Raw genomic sequence first — 16,186 nt, 5'->3', positions numbered from 1 at the left:
CTATTTTGATTTACTCGTTATCATCCTGAATTCTGTTCTTGAAAACATTAGCTGAAATTAAATTAATAAATGAAGTTTATTCAACTTAATTTGATGCTGGTTAATCAAATTTTTATATGTGGGAGTTTGGATGTTATCTGCGGCTTCAGTATCTACTTACAGGCAATCTTATCAAACAACTGAAGCAGCCAGTATTAAAAATGCATCACTAGTAACCTCAGAAGACTATGCTTCAGTTGCTTTATTTTTAAAAACAATTTTGGACATAAAATCAGAAATATTGTTAGCTGACTTAATGACGAAGGTTTGGCAAATCAACTTTATTAGTGATTCAGACAACGCAAAAAACAGTGTTGAAGATCTAAATAACTTGTTAGTGTCAAACAATATAAATAAATTTGAATTCGGCTTAAGCAGTACAATGAAGCGTGGGCTCACACATCATGTGGTTAGTTTTCAACAATTAGGCGCGAATGAAGCCGATGATGAAACATTAATCGTATTTTTACCGAATACTAAGCCTGAGCTACTACAAAGTGCTGTTCAGCTTTTAGGACAAAAAAATGAAGAGCAAGATAAGCGTCAACTAGAAGAACTATCGAAACAAAGACGAGTAGTGGCACGAGAAATAAAAGAAAACGAAGCTGTTAAACGTCAAGCGCTAATGAAAGAAACCGAATTGAAAAAGACTAAACAAGATCTTGAGCAAAAAATTAAACGCTTTGATAAAAATAAAGTGGCTATGTCTGCAAGTGTGCAAAAATTTAATGAAGGTACTGCTGCAACTTTTATCACTCCTCCACAGTCGAGTGATGATTCTCCTCCATTGAATTCGCTGCCATTGAGTGAAGCAAGCACCTCATCTATGACACTAGCTTATTCTTCAACACCAATAATTTCACCTAGTGATAGAGCGCTATCGGTTAATTCAGCCCCTAAAAGACATCTTCAACACCAAAGAGGCCTATGCGTTAAAGGGTTATGGGGAAGTACATACAAATCTGTGCGACTACCGGTTTGTGCAAAGAGTGTCCCAAGGGCAGTACTTCAAACGCAGGCAAAAGCAGAAGTAAATCTAGAACGAAATAACATAACCTATTATTCACCAAAAAACTTTCCAAAAGAACAACAACTACCACTACCACCACCACTTATAGATATGACTCCTCCCATGCATCAAACACCAATAATAAAGAGCGCTTTGTATCCCTGTGCTGGAAGCCAAAGAACTTCCGATGCAGTGGAAGTTACTCACTTAACAACCAAGAGGCAACGCTTAGAAAATCAACGTATTAAAAAGCTTTATAAAATTCCTTTACCAGTTCAAACGCAAATAAAAAAAGAGATTCAAAATACTTGGACAAATCCGAGTGTTGATTTAAATTTTAAAGGGAAACCACTTTATCTGTGGTCATCGTCACCTCAGCCACCACCTGAAATACTTTCTTCATCTTTAAGTTCTTCTGCATTAGCGATGTCACCAATGCAAGGTAACCAAGCAGTAGAAGATAATGCAGAATATATTAGGACTCCCGAATTACCTTGTAACCCTTTAGAGCTACTTGCAGTTGTCGCTGAGTCACAAAATCCAATGTTTACAACTTTACATCCAAAGAGTCTAACGTCAAATCAATTTTCTGAATGTACCTCGATATCTGAGGGTGAAACCGATACTGATACTGATTCTGATACAGGGAGCCTGCCTCAATCTGGCGGATTATCAGGTTTACTTGTCGTGGCTAAGCGAAATAAACCTCATACACTGGAACCAGAACCAAGATCAGTAGCGTCAAAAAGAAATGACTTAGTTGCCAACAGGGGCCATATATCCGGTAAGAAGATCGAGTCAAAACGAAGTGACCCAAAGATTACTGGTTTGCCTAAAACTAAAAAGTCGAAAGTGGCAGTTCGATCAAATTCTGCTCATGTGACTTCATCAAATAAGGAATTGTTACATTCAGGTAGCGCTGCATTGGCTAATAAACTGTTTAATGAGTTAACAGAAGAACAGCGGTCACAAATCAAAGGTTGGATAATTGAAAGGGCTGATAAAGAGACGTTTACGATATCTACAGAAGGAAAAGAGCAAATTAAGTCAAGAATCTACGTAGCCTTTAATAGACAGTATAAAACAGCAGTGTTTAACAATATATCAAACGGTATATTAAGAGAGTATAAATTGAGCTTACTTACTGAACGCTTGCCAAAATAAATTGCGCTTGAAAGACGACTAAGGAAAGTTGCGGAAGAAAGTATACTGATGAGTTCTCGTCACTCCAGCGCAGGCCGGAAACGAAATGACGACAGTTTTGTATGTCGGTAGTCTTAGGTCTGTTGATCTTTCAGGATTAAATTTTGTGCTATTTGAGCATTTATCTGTTCAACCTAGAAACATCAGTTGACTGCGTTCACAAGCGTAGAAAAAATGGCTGATAGTAAGACGTAGCTTGCAGTAAGTAGTTATTCTACTTGCAAAAGTTACAACGCAGATAGCAGTCATTTTAGCAAGCTTGTGAGCGTAGAGCACTTCACTCATTGGGTGAAAAAAATGATAATAAAATCATCGTATTGCTCAAACAGTTACTCGTATACTCAGCGTTCAATTGATGTTTTTAGGTTCAAGGCGTGAGCAGTGATTCTTAGCCATCTAAGTGAGCTGGACACAACACAGAACAGTGAATGCTCAAAAGCATCGAAAAAAGAGAGAGCGTAAATTGGTCGCTCTTTCTAAATAAAAGGTGCTGCGTTATCGTTTTCTTATTTGAAAACGAAGTAACGACAGTTTTGTATGTGGATAATAACCAAACCTCACAAACTCTGCCTTGCATAAAATAACCAATTTATCGCTGCAAAAACAATCACGAAAGATCAACAGCCCCTAGTACCTTTACTTTTTCTATAAAAGTCACTGGATGCCAGCCAATTATCTTCGCTGGTATGACAAAGATTGGTACTTTCTAAATCGATAGCTCCCTAAAGGTTAGTTTTTAAAATATTTGAGGGAAAATTATTAAATAATAATTGACATTTTTTGCTGAAAATTTAAGCTGTGCGAAATGTGCAATTATTATGGGTATAAAGCAAATGAAACCGTTATTCGCTTGTTATGTATTGTTTTTTTTGTCTTCATCTGTTTTCGCTGGCAATGAATCTGTTGAAAGTGATAAGACCTTAGGTGGTGATGCTGAAGTTGGGGCAACATTAACAACAGGTAACACCAAAACCTCATCGGTTAAGGCTAAGTTAGACTTGAAACATAAGCTGGGTGATTGGGAAAACGAATACATTATTGAAGGGCTTTATAAAGAAGATGATAATTCCGTTACTGCGAAACGTTATCAAGCCGGCGCTCAAGGTAACTATATGTTTAATGAAGATAACTACGTTTTTGCAAATGGCAGTTATGAAGTTGATGAATTTCGTGGTTTTGATTATCGCATTACTGCAGCTATAGGCTATGGTCATAAATTTTTTGATGATGAACATAGTTTTTTACGTGCTGAAGTTGGTCCTGGTTACATTTACGACAAGTATACGGCAGAGCAAGCCTTAGAATCAGGAAGCAGCAAAGAAAGCAACATGGTGCTGCATAGTGTCGTTGATTATCAAGCAAGTCTAAGTGAAAGTTCTAAATTCCAACAAAAATTTATTGTTGATCTTGGTGATCGACTTGATGTGCGCTCTGAATCGTCGATAACTGCTAAAGTCATCGATTCTTTGGCAATGAAGTTTGCAGTGGTAGTACGCTATAACAATAAGCCACTCGACGATATCAAAAGCACAGATACAGAAACCACGCTCACACTACTTTATTCTTTTTAATCACTTCGGTTTTAATTCTTAGCCCCTTGGGGCGAATTAATAACTGTCCGACAATTTTTAAAGACGGTTAAACCTAGAAACATCAGTTGACTGCGTTCTCAAGCGTAGAAAAAATGTCTGATAGAAAGGCGTAGCTTGCAGCAAGTAGTTATTCTACTTGCAAAAGTTACAACGCAGATAGCAGTTATTTTAGCAAGCTTGTGAGCGTAGAGCACTTCACTCATTGGGTGAAAGCCATGATGATAAATTTCATCATATTGCTCAAGCAGTTACTCATATACTCAGCGTTCAACTGATGATTTTAGGTTAAACGTCGAAGTCGGCATACTGGTCAAATAGGTTACAATGCAAAACGAGTGAGAAATTAACCTGAGGTTTGCTAACGCCGAGCTCAGTTTAATTAGGTAAGGTTGCCAGCTTATTTCGCAAAAGAACCATCAACTCTTCTTGATACTGAGCTGGAACTTCTGATTTTATTAATGAAGTTAATGATTGCCTCCCCATTTGCTCGAATTCCAAGTCATCAAACTCTTTTCTGGTTCGTATTTGACTGATCATAAGTTTCGCTGTATTTAAGTGCTTGTTTAGCACCGCGAAGTGAACAGGAAGCAGGCTGTTTGATTCATGACTTGGATTGGCACCATTCTCAAGAAGAATAGACACAATTTCTTTGTATCCTAGGCTGGCGGCTAGGGCTAAAAAAGAACCAGACTTAGATGAGGGCTCATTAATATGCTTTGTTTTCGGGGCGATGGCTTTTACCACCTTTATGAGCTTTTTCTTGATTGCATGCCCTAAAGCAAGGCATTTTGAGCTGTTTTTTATATCAACATCACACCCTTGTTCAATAAAAAAGAGTGCCATTTCTTCGTGAGCACATAAAATTGCTCCGATTAACGGTGTGTTCCCGTGTCGGTTTTGGGCGTTTATGGGCGCGCCATGTGTGACTAACAGTTTAGATATTTCAGTTGAGCCAGTCATGACCGCTAAATGAAGGGCTGTTTGGGAAGACTGGATATTAAATACAGACTGATCTGGGTTTCCAAATAAAAACTCAGTCTCTGAAAATAACTTAAAACGCGTTTTCATTGGAAATGCGTACTTGTCTACTGGGTAAATAACCTCATTAGTGTGGAGGTTTAAATTGATACCATCTTCAAGAAATGATCGGACAGCTTCACATCGGCTTTGTAATATTTCGTTGTAAAAATTCCAATAGTTTTTACCATTAAGTCGATTTACAAAATATTTTATGGCTAATTTTTCATTCTCTGAATGAAAGTCTTCTACGATTATGCTTAACGGTTTAGCAACCCATTTTAAGTCGATACCTTTAGCACGTTGTTCACAAGAAACACAATATTTTCTTGAATTTGAAACTACTCCCTCTTTATTTACAAATTTGAAATGCACTACTGATTTTTGGGAGTGGCTGGCGGTTAACTTTGTTAGAGTTTTACTGTCAGCGCTAATCGAAATTAATTTTTCAGAGTAACAGAATAGGGTTATTGGTACTGACTCTGATGCAGGTGTTGAAGTAAGGGCCATGACTGTGCACCTCAAACTTGAATTTATCCAATTACTTATAAGTCTACAGTGTATATTTTGCAGGCACTAGTATTTATTCTTGCTAAGGTATTCTGTTTTTCATCCTAAACGTTCATGATAGGCATAGATGTCATATGCGTTTACTTTGGCTACTATTTTTCTATCACCCTACACCATGAAAATTGTATTCGCTGAGATTTGAAGATTATTTCCAACCTAAGCTAAAGGCGAAGTGATTTTTAGCTTTTATGCTTTCACTAACAGGCTTGGGAATAGGTGTTATCGGCTATTTTCACGGTAAATAAATCGGTTGGGAGCGTTCATATACGCAGAAAAAATTATTGATAGCAAGGCATGAATAGCAGCAAGTAGTGGTTACCGACATATAAAACTGTCGTTACTTCGTTTCTACTTGTAAAATTTATAACGCAGCGAGCGGTGATTTTGGCAAATATATGAATGTTCAGCACTCACCTAATGGATTAATTTGAGTTGTTTAATTCTGTATTTAACTTCATTAGATTAAAGTCAAATTGTGCGTTCAACCGATTTATTTAGGTTCATCATTGTTATTTATTTCCTTGTTTTTAAAGTGGTAATCGTTTTGGGTTTGTATTTTTTAACTTTGATTTTGACTATTCAGTTTTGGCCTTTTGCTACAAATTAGGTAAAGTATCCCCTTTGAAGAAATTCATTTACTGATAATAAATTAAGTATCTAATCATAATATGTGTGTTTTTAGTTGCTCAAAGCTGTGGATGATAAAAAATAACAAAGGAGCAGGATATGAGTAACCCCGAGTTGGGAAATGATCTGCGAGAAGTCAAACAGTTAGGCATGTGGGCTTCCATTGCCAGTTTAAGCTATGTTTTCTGGCTTGTCGGTGGTATGGAGCTCGTCGAACGTGTTTCATATTATGGTGTAAAAACAACCGCCTCTTTATATGCTCAAGCGCCTACCTCCGAAGGTGGTCTTGGGATTAGTTTAGGCGATTACGGTGTGATCATGTTTTGGTTTGCGATAACGCAAACTTTTGTTCCTGTGTTTACTGGTGGTATATCAGACCGAGTCGGTTACAAAGAAACCATTTTCGCTTCTACAGTCATTAAAATTGGCGCTTATTTGGTGATGGCGTTCTTCCCATCATTTTGGGGGTTCTTAATTGGTGCAATGCTTTTGGCGGGTGGTACAGGTATCTTTAAGCCGGGTATTCAAGGGACTATGGTACTGTCTACTAATCGTAATAATACCTCAATGGCGTGGGGTATTTTTTATCAAATCGTAAATGTTGGCGGTTTTATTGGCCCTATTGTAGCGGCTCATATGCGTCAGCTAGCTTGGGAAAATGTCTTCTATACTTGTGCAGCTATCATTTCAATTAACTTTGTTTTTCTGTTGGCTTATAAAGAGCCAGGTAAAGAAGCACGTTTAGCGCGTAAAGCACAAATTAAAAGCGGTGAAATTAAACAACAAGTATTGTGGAAAGACGCGTGGCAAGAATTAAAAAAGCCAATTGTAATCTACTACATGTTGGTGTTTTCTGGATTTTGGTTTTTGTTTAACTCACTTTTTGATGTACTTCCTATTCATATTTCTGAGTGGGTTGATACGAGTGTACTTGTGACGAGTTTGTTTGGCGGTGAAACTCCGAGTGTGTTCTGGCAAAAATTGCTGGCTATGGATTTTGAAGGGACTCGAATTTTGCCTGAAGGTATGATCAATATTAATGCCGCATTGATCATGACTACCTGCTTTTTAGTCGCGGCCTTAACCGCAAAATATCGTGTTACAAGTGCCATGCTTTCTGGTTGCATATTGAGTATTGTTGCTTTCTTGTTGATTGGAGCAACTAATGCGGCTTGGATTATGGCGTTGGCGATTGCGACTTTTTCTCTCGGTGAAATGATGATCAGCCCTAAAAAGGGAGAGTTCATGGGCAATATTGCCCCAGAGGGGAAAAAAGCCATGTATTTAGGGTTTGTTATGTTGCCTCAAGGGATCGGTTGGGGATTAGAAGGTTACTTTGGCCCAAAACTTTACGAATGGTATGCCTCAAAAGAAATTTTTTCTCGTGACCTACTTTTAGAGCGTGGGATGTCGCAAACTGATGTAACAGCGATTCCTCAGGGAGAAGCATTTACCACGTTAGTCAGTTATACAGGTGAAAGTGCTCAGTCATTAACCCAATATCTCTATGCGACACACAATGTTGGCATGGCGTGGTACATCATTGCAGCAATAGGCTCCATTTCAGCTGTAGGTATTTTTATCTATGGTAAGTGGCTATTAAATTTACAGCGTAGCCAAACGGTTTAGAGCGTACCTTAGTAGTTTTACAAAAATTATTGCAAAAAATAGTGATTAATCGCTGAAGTCATTGATGGTTTCAGCTTTTTTTTCGGTATAATTTATTTACGTGTATTCAGTAGTTATCAAATCATGCAAAAACACACATTCTCTTTAATCGATGAAGCTGCCACCGTTAAGTTAGGCTGTAAGATTGCTCAGTATCTTACTCCTCCTTTTACTATGTATCTTTCTGGTGAACTCGGGGCAGGAAAAACGACTTTTTCACGTGGATTAATTCAAGCACTAGGACATGTTGGTGCAGTAAAAAGCCCAACATATACCATTGTTGAACCCTACGAACTTGCCAATATGCAAGTGTTTCATTTTGACTTGTATAGATTGCTTGATCCAGAAGAATTGGAATACATGGGGATTCGAGACTATTTTTCAAAAGATAGCATTTGTATTATCGAGTGGCCAGATAGAGGTTATGGTTTACTTGCTGATGCCGATATAAATATTGAAATAAATTATGTTAATCATGGACGTGAACTTGTTATGCAAGCGAATTCTTGTCAAGGTAAGCAGTTGATAGAAAAAATAAAATAAGTAACTGAATCTTTATGAACCAAATGACACGATTATTGAGTATTGCTTTATTATTCTTACTGCCACTGCAAGTTATAGCGGCAAATACTTTAAAGGGTATTCGAGTATGGGCTGCACCTGAGTCTACTCGAATCGTGCTTGATTTGGGTACTAAAGTTAAATACAAGCACTTTACTTTATCGAAGCCTAATCGTTTGGTTGTTGATTTAGAAAACACGAAATTAAAAGTTGATTTAAAAAAGATAAAAAATAGCAGTAAATTGCTTAAAAGGATCAGACTCAGTAAATCGCCCAAAAAAAGCACTGCTCGCATCGTCTTAGATTTAAATCAAGCGGTTAAATCAAAATTGTTTTCATTGCCACCAACAGCCCCATATGGTCATCGGCTTGTTGTTGATATTGAGCCTTTAGCCAAATCAAAATCTCATATCGTGAAGCAGCCCACCCGTAAACTGCGTAATATCATTGTCGCTATTGATGCAGGACACGGTGGTGACGATCCCGGCTCTATTGGCCCTGCTGGCACTTTTGAAAAAAAAGTTGTTTTCGAAATTGCTAATCGATTAAAAAAATTAATTGATGCTACACCAGGCATGACGGCATACATGACTCGAAAAGGTGATTATTTTGTTAATATTAACCGCCGTAGCGAGTTAGCAAGGAAAAAGAAAGTCGATTTGTTAATATCGATTCACGCCGATGCTTTTACCTCGCCGCAACCCCGAGGTGCTTCAGTCTGGGTGTTATCTAAAGGCCGTGCGAAATCAGAAATGGGTCGTTGGTTAGAACAAAAAGAGCGCCACTCCGAACTGCTCGGTGGAGCTGGTGGTATTATCCAAGGTAATGATAGTGAACAATATCTTGCTATGACCTTAATTGATATGGTTTCGGATAAATCTATGGCTCTAAGCCATACCATTGCATCACAACTGGTTTCAGAAGTTGGGAAGGTTACCAAATTACATAAAAAACATCCTGAATCAGGCAATTTTGGCGTACTTAAATCGCCTGATATTCCATCGATATTGGTTGAGACAGGGTTCATTTCAAATCCAAGAGAAGAGAAACTGCTTCGTTCTAGTAGTCACCAAAAAAAATTAGCTAAAGCCCTGCATAAAGGGGTGTTGAAATACTTTAAACAACACGCACCAAGTGATACTTTGCTGGCTAATCAAAAGAATATGAAACATAAAGTGGTTCGTGGTGATTCGTTATCTAAAATTGCTAAGCGGTACCAAGTATCAGTAAGCAGCATTAAAAAAGTGAATAACCTTAAGTCCAATGTTGTTCGTCTCGGTCAGACGCTTAAAATCCCTACTCGTTAGCGCGAATCTTTTACAGGTAATCAATATGTCTATTCAAATCTTGCCTCCACAATTGGCAAACCAAATTGCAGCAGGGGAAGTGGTTGAACGACCTGCTTCTGTTGTGAAAGAGTTAGTAGAAAATTGCCTAGATGCTGGTGCAACTCGAGTCGATATAGAAATAGATAAAGGCGGCGCCAAATTAATTCGGGTGCGTGATAATGGCTCCGGCATTGATAAAGAGTCTTTGTCACTTGCTTTAGCGCGACATGCTACCTCAAAAGTGACTACGCTAGATGATTTAGAAGCTATTATGAGCTTTGGTTTTCGAGGAGAGGCGCTGGCAAGTATTAGCTCTGTTTCTCGATTAACGATTACATCACGAACAGAATTTCAAACGGAAGCTTGGCAGGCTTACGCAGAAGGTTCGCAAATGGCGGTTAAGGTGATCCCAGCCGCTCATCCTATCGGGACAACGATTGAGGCGGTGGACTTATTTTTTAATACGCCAGCCAGAAGACGTTTTTTAAAAAGCGATAAAACTGAATTTACTCACATTGACGAATGGCTCAAGCGTATCGCTATCGTACGACGCGATATTCATTTTACCTTGCAGCACAATGGGAAAATGGTACGAAATTACCGCCCTGCTAACACTCAAGCTCAATATTTACAACGGTTGGCACAGATCAGCAATAAAAACTTTGCCGAACAAGCTATTCAAATTAACTGCGAACATGATGGGTTAAAGTTAACTGGGTACTTGCAATCACCCTACCAGCCAAGTATCACGCTCAATACACACTATTTTTATGTCAACGGTCGATTGGTTCGAGATCGATTAGTTAATCATGCAGTAAGGCAAGCTTTTTCAGAGTTATCCGATCAAGAACAGCCAAATTATGTGTTGATGTTAGATCTAGATCCTCATCAAGTTGATGTAAATGTTCACCCAGCCAAACATGAAGTAAGATTTCATCAAAGTCGCTATGTGCACGATTTTATCTTACAAGCATTACAATCGGCGTTATCGCAATTGCCGCAAGGGGATGGACTTTCATCAGTTTTCGATGATGAATTCGTCGAAAATAATGACACACATGAGAGCGGCAGTGGCCAAGATCCATTTTCAACTTCAGCACCAGCACCAGTTTTTTCTGAACAGCAACCAAGTTATTCGAATTCCGATTATAGAAGTAATGTCGTAAGTCGTGGTGCAAGCAGAGATTTTCAGCCAAGAGAGTCGATTAATGCTAATGCAGTCAAAAATTACGCCGAATTGTTGTCTGCAACCAATAGCGAAGTAAATGAATCTAACACTGTAGCTGTTGCCACGATGCCGACATTGTTGCAGGGAGAGTATTGGGTCATAACTGACAGTGAATCTATAAAGTTGTTGTCAGTCAAAAAGGTAGCGCTATTTACAACTGAAAAAAAAGTTAAAGAGAAAATTGCTACTGGTCTTTTACCGCAGCCGTTATTAATGCCAGTATCTGTGACGGTTCAATCCCAGTGGAAAGATGTGTTGAATGAGAAGAAAGTATTATTGAAACAAATCGGACTTGAGATAACAATTAAGCTTCAACAGTTGATAATTAAAAAAGTGCCCTCATATCTAAGAGATTGCCAGCTTGCAAAGGTTATTCCTTCATTGCTTCAATGGATAGAGCATCAAGATCCAACCGAAGATGAATTAGCAGCTTGGGTCACAGAGCAGAGTTTAAGTGGGTTTATTTCGGCACCACAAGTCTGGCAGGAATATTGTGAGCTTGAAGACGTTAAGAAAGAGTCATTGCTTAAATTTGCAATAACGCTTCCTTGGCAGCGCTGGGTAGATGAACAGAATATGAGAGATGTTGTGTGAGTAAAAACGGATACCCAGAAGTATTGATGTTAATGGGGCCTACAGCTTCAGGAAAAACGTCCTTAGCGATGGAATTGGCTGAAAACTATAACTGTGAAATTGTTTCTGTCGATTCAGCGTTGATATACAAAGGAATGGATATTGGGACGGCTAAGCCGACAGCAGAAGAATTAAAAAAAGCGCCACATCAGTTAATTGATATACTTGACCCCGCGGAGAGTTATTCCGCAGCGGATTTTCGCCGTGATGCGATATTGGCTATTGAAGAGATTATTGAACGAGGTAAAACGCCTTTGTTAGTGGGCGGAACCATGTTGTATTTTAAAGCTCTAATTGATGGTTTGTCGCCATTGCCCAATACAGTGCCAGAAATTAGGGATCAAGTATTACAAGAGGCTGAAAAATTAGGTTGGTTAGCCATGCATGATAAATTACGGGAAATAGATCCTGTGTCAGCAGAGCGAATTCATCCTAATGATCCTCAGCGGCTTTCAAGAGCGCTTGAAGTGTTTCGTATCAGCGGTAAAAGTTTAACTGAACTCACGCAAGTGAAAGCTGAAGCTTTACCCTATCAGTTTGTGCAATTTGCTATTGCGCCAAGTGAACGAAAAGTGTTGCACAGCTTAATCGAAAAGCGCTTTAACCTTATGGTAGAGCAAGGCTTTGTTGAAGAAGTTGCTAAATTAAAACAACGTAGTGATTTACATATTAACCTCCCCTCAATGCGATGTGTAGGTTATCGTCAATGTTGGCAACACCTTGACGGAGAATATGACTATAATGAAATGGTTGAAAAAGTCGTTGCTGCTACTAGGCAATTGGCAAAGCGTCAATTAACATGGTTACGTAGTTGGAAAGAAGTAAGTTGGTTAGAAAGTAGTGCTGAAGGGAATGTTGTCCAAGTGGCACAGCACCTGAGTTAGCCAATTCACCTTTGTAGTATCATACTGTTGTTAATTTTACTTAACGTAGTAGATTGATTTTTATATAAATTAAAAAGGAAATTAAAATGGCTAAGGGGCAATCTTTACAAGACCCATTTTTGAACGCACTACGTCGTGAGCGCGTTCCAGTATCTATTTATTTGGTTAATGGTATCAAACTGCAAGGTCAGGTTGAGTCTTTTGATCAGTTTGTTATTTTATTGAAAAATACCGTCAGTCAGATGGTTTATAAGCATGCTATTTCTACTGTCGTACCAGCACGCCCATTCAATGTAAATCCAACCTCATCGACTCCAGCAAATGCTGAAGCCGACTCTGGTGAAAGCAACGTATAATTTGAGAGGTATGCTTCTTGTTTGATCGTTATGAGGCAGGCGAAAAAGCAGTTCTTGTCCATATTGACTTTGCAGATGAAGATCGTCGGGAAGATATTACTGAACTGCAGTTATTGGTAGAGTCTGCAGGTGCACATGCTGTAGGTACTATTACTGGCAGCAGAAAAGCACCAGACCGAAAGTACTTTGTTGGTTCTGGCAAAGCTGATGAATTGGCTGCTATGGTTGCAGGAACAGAGGCCAATGTTGTTATATTTAATCACGCACTGACACCCGCCCAAGAACGTAATCTTGAAATGGTGTGTCAATGTCGTGTGCTCGATCGTACCACCTTGATCCTTGACATTTTTGCCCAACGAGCACGAACTCATGAAGGTAAACTGCAAGTCGAGTTGGCTCAACTTAAGCACATGTCTACACGTTTGATCCGTGGTTGGACTCACCTTGAACGTCAAAAAGGCGGGATTGGCATGCGCGGTCCAGGTGAAACACAGCTTGAAACGGATCGACGATTACTTCGTGGTCGTATAAAAGCCATCAATCGTCGTTTAGAGAAAGTGGATAAACAGCGTGATCAAAGTCGTCGAGCCAGACACCGTGGTGATTTATCGACGGTTTCTTTAGTTGGCTATACCAATGCTGGAAAATCGACATTATTTAATTCGCTCACCAGTTCTGAGGTTTATGTCGCTGATCAATTGTTTGCGACATTAGATCCAACCCTAAGAAAATTGGATTTATTCGACAATAGTGTCATTTTGGCTGACACTGTGGGCTTTATTCGTCATTTACCTCATGATTTAGTCGCCGCATTTAAATCGACACTGCAAGAAACTAGGCAAGCACAGTTGCTGCTGCATGTTGTCGATTGCGCTGACGAAAATATGGGTGATAATTTCGAACAAGTACGAAATGTGTTAAAAGAGATTGATGCGGATGAAATCCCTCAGCTCATTGTTTGTAACAAAATAGATTTGTTAGATGATGTGCAGCCGAGAATCGATTATAACGATGAAGGTTTACCCTCGAGAGTGTGGTTATCGGCGCAAAAACGGATTGGATTCGATTTACTTTTAAAAGCGATTGAAGCACTCGTTGGACAAGAAATTGCTGAATATAAGCTAAAAATACCTGCAACATCAGGGCATTATATTAGCCAATTTTATCAACTTGAAGTATTAAAAGATCAAGAGTATGACGAAGTTGGAAACTGTATTTTTTCAGTTCGATTGCCGGTTTCTAACTGGAATCGCTTGTTGAAACAAAGCGAAGGCGAATTGGAAAACTTTATTATTGAACAAACCACTGATACAGTAGTTTGCTAAATATTTTTTATTTCATTCTGTTATGGAGTACTAGATGGCTTGGAATGAGCCCGGTAACAAGGATAAAGATCCTTGGGGAAACAAAGGCCGTAATGGCAACGATAAGGGACCACCAGGTTTAGATGAAATCTTTTCAGATCTCACGAAACGGTTTGGCGGTAAAGGCAAAGGCTCTGGTTCTGGATCTGGATCTGGTAAAGGTTCCAGTTTTGGTGGCGTAGCCATTAGTATTTTTGTTGTGATTGCACTTATTGTGTGGGCATTATCAGGTGTTTACACTGTAAAACAGGCTGAAAAAGGTGTTGTTTTGCGATTTGGTGAATATGTGGGATTAGCTGATCCTGGCATTCATTGGAAAGCAACATTTGTCGATGAAGTTTATCCTGTTAACGTTGAAAATGTTAGTTCAATTTCATCTTCTGGAAGTATGCTTACTGCAGATGAAAACATGGTGAAAGTTGAACTTGAAGTACAGTATAAAATAGCCGATCCTTACCTCTATTTATTCAGTGCTGTTGATGCGAATGCGAGTTTACGTGAGGCGACTGACAGTGCCCTTCGTTATGTCATTGGACATAACAAAATGGATGATATATTGACCACAGGGCGTGAAGGTATACGTCAAGCGACTACTGAAGAAATTAAGCGCATACTTACACCGTACAAACTTGGTTTAAAAATTGAAGATGTCAATTTATTGCCTGCACGTCCGCCTGAGGAAGTGAAGGATGCATTCGATGATGCAATTGCAGCTCAAGAAGACGAACAACGTTCGATTCTTGAAGCGAAAGCTTATGCGCGTCAAGTTGCACCACGAGCTCGTGGTCAAGTTGAACGTATCTTGAAGCAGGCTGAAGCATACAAGCAACGAGTTGTTCTTGAAGCAAAAGGTAAAGTCGCTCGTTTTGAAAAGCTGCTACCTGAGTATCACTCAGCGCCAAAAGTGACCCGTGATCGCTTATATATCGAAACGATGGAAGAAGTGCTTGCTGGATCGAATAAAGTCTTGGTTGATAATAAGAACAGTAACAATCTGATGTATTTACCACTAGATAAGTTAATGTCAAATACACCGGCTATGAGTAATACAAAAGCTATGATGCCGTCTTCATCAGACCATCAACCATCAGTGACTCACTCTAGTAATAGCGGGATTCCGATGACTGGTAGGCTTTCTCGGGAAGAACGTGTACGTGAAGGTAGGAGATAATGATGAATAAAACAGGTGTAATTATCTTCGCACTACTGTTTGCTCTTGGTTTATCAGCGTTATTTAAAGTTGATGAAGGTGAGCGTGCTATCGTCGCAAGATTCGGTGCGGTATTAAAAATGGATATTGATGGCCAACAGCAAACGCGTGTGTTTGCTCCGGGTCTTCATTTTAAGATGCCGTTCATTGACAAAGTAAGCTGGTTGGATGCTCGTATTCAAACCCTTGACAGTGATGCGGATCGTTTTGTGACATCAGAGAAAAAAGACTTAATGGTCGACTCTTATGTAAAATGGCGCATTAATGATTTTGAACGGTATTTTTTGTCTACGAACCGTGGAACTAAAGCTATTGCTGAATCTTTGCTGCAACGCAAAGTAAATAACGACTTACGCTCAGAGTTTGGCCTGCGTACGATTAAAGATATTGTATCAGGCAGTCGTGATGAGCTACAAAGTGACGCATTGAGAAATGCCATCGAAAGTGCCAAGGATCTTGGTATTGAAGTCGTTGATGTTCGTGTTAAGCAAATTAATTTGCCTAATAATGTGAGTAGCAGTATTTACAAGCGGATGCGTGCTGATCGTCAAGCTGTAGCTAAAGAGCATCGAGCACAAGGTAAAGAACAGTCTGAAATCATTCGTGCAACGATTGATGGTAGTGTTACAGTACAAATTGCAGATGCAAAACGTCGTTCTCTAGTAGCTCGTGGTGAAGGTGATGCAACCGCTGCCAAGATTTACGGTGACGCTTATAAGAAAGACCCTGAATTTTACAGTTTCTTGCGCAGTCTCGAAGCATATCGTCAGAGTTTCTCAGGACAATCTGATGTGATGGTGTTGTCACCGGATAATGAGTTTTTCCGTTATATGAAAGGCTCATTGAAAAAATAAGTTAGGTGAGTACTGTTCGTTAAATTTAACGGCTCAGGTTTTA

Annotated in this window: 12 protein-coding genes; 11 read left to right on the top strand and 1 reads right to left on the bottom strand. The window is 39.2% G+C overall.

Translation table 11 applies throughout. The features are described 5' to 3' along the window. Positions 1–130 precede the first annotated feature (130 nt). Positions 131–2,212: a hypothetical protein gene (locus E2I05_RS17895; protein ID WP_121852136.1), complete on the top strand. Its 2,082-nt coding sequence runs from the start codon at positions 131–133 to the stop codon at positions 2,210–2,212. 872 nt (positions 2,213–3,084) lie between these two features. Further along, positions 3,085–3,822 (top strand): DUF481 domain-containing protein, encoded by a 738-nt coding sequence (locus tag E2I05_RS17890; protein ID WP_121852159.1) that lies wholly within the window; start codon positions 3,085–3,087, stop codon positions 3,820–3,822. A gap of 396 nt (positions 3,823–4,218) precedes the next feature. Here E2I05_RS17890 and E2I05_RS17885 read toward each other — a convergent pair whose 3' ends face one another. After that, positions 4,219–5,370, bottom strand: a complete 1,152-nt coding sequence (locus E2I05_RS17885; RefSeq protein ID WP_121852135.1) for an ankyrin repeat domain-containing protein — start codon at positions 5,368–5,370, stop codon at positions 4,219–4,221. A gap of 786 nt (positions 5,371–6,156) precedes the next feature. On the opposite strand from E2I05_RS17885, the gene E2I05_RS17880 reads away from it, so the two are divergent. The 9 genes from E2I05_RS17880 to hflC all read left to right on the top strand — a co-directional run bounded on the left by E2I05_RS17880 (position 6,157) and on the right by hflC (position 16,143). Continuing rightward, positions 6,157–7,686 (top strand): MFS transporter, encoded by a 1,530-nt coding sequence (locus tag E2I05_RS17880; protein WP_121852134.1) that lies wholly within the window; start codon positions 6,157–6,159, stop codon positions 7,684–7,686. Between the two features lie 123 nt (positions 7,687–7,809). Further along, the gene (tsaE, locus tag E2I05_RS17875) at positions 7,810–8,268 is read left to right on the top strand and encodes a tRNA (adenosine(37)-N6)-threonylcarbamoyltransferase complex ATPase subunit type 1 TsaE (protein ID WP_121852133.1); all 459 of its coding nucleotides are present in this window, start codon (positions 7,810–7,812) and stop codon (positions 8,266–8,268) included. Between the two features lie 14 nt (positions 8,269–8,282). Beyond that, the gene (locus E2I05_RS17870; protein ID WP_121852132.1) at positions 8,283–9,593 is read left to right on the top strand and encodes an N-acetylmuramoyl-L-alanine amidase; all 1,311 of its coding nucleotides are present in this window, start codon (positions 8,283–8,285) and stop codon (positions 9,591–9,593) included. Between the two features lie 25 nt (positions 9,594–9,618). Beyond that, the gene (mutL, locus tag E2I05_RS17865; protein ID WP_121852131.1) at positions 9,619–11,436 is read left to right on the top strand and encodes a DNA mismatch repair endonuclease MutL; all 1,818 of its coding nucleotides are present in this window, start codon (positions 9,619–9,621) and stop codon (positions 11,434–11,436) included. Positions 11,437–11,462: 26 nt separating this feature from the next. Further along, positions 11,463–12,359 carry a tRNA (adenosine(37)-N6)-dimethylallyltransferase MiaA gene (gene miaA / locus E2I05_RS17860; protein ID WP_283105855.1) on the top strand — a complete coding sequence of 299 codons (897 nt, stop codon included), beginning with the start codon at positions 11,463–11,465 and terminating at the stop codon, positions 12,357–12,359. An 86-nt stretch (positions 12,360–12,445) separates the two neighbouring features. Further along, complete coding sequence (gene hfq, locus E2I05_RS17855; RefSeq protein WP_121852129.1) at positions 12,446–12,715, top strand: RNA chaperone Hfq; 270 nt, start codon at positions 12,446–12,448, stop codon at positions 12,713–12,715. A 17-nt stretch (positions 12,716–12,732) separates the two neighbouring features. After that, entirely contained in the window at positions 12,733–14,040 is a 1,308-nt protein-coding gene (hflX, locus tag E2I05_RS17850; protein WP_121852128.1) for a ribosome rescue GTPase HflX, read from the top strand. Positions 14,041–14,074: 34 nt separating this feature from the next. Beyond that, complete coding sequence (gene hflK, locus E2I05_RS17845; RefSeq protein ID WP_121852127.1) at positions 14,075–15,250, top strand: FtsH protease activity modulator HflK; 1,176 nt, start codon at positions 14,075–14,077, stop codon at positions 15,248–15,250. Positions 15,251–15,252: 2 nt separating this feature from the next. Then, positions 15,253–16,143 (top strand): protease modulator HflC, encoded by an 891-nt coding sequence (gene hflC, locus E2I05_RS17840; RefSeq protein ID WP_121852126.1) that lies wholly within the window; start codon positions 15,253–15,255, stop codon positions 16,141–16,143. Positions 16,144–16,186 lie beyond the last annotated feature (43 nt).

Source organism: Parashewanella spongiae (assembly GCF_004358345.1).
Lineage (GTDB): Bacteria > Pseudomonadota > Gammaproteobacteria > Enterobacterales > Shewanellaceae > Parashewanella > Parashewanella spongiae.
Note: the sequence above shows the minus strand (reverse complement) of the source record. Positions and strands in the feature narration are given on the sequence as shown.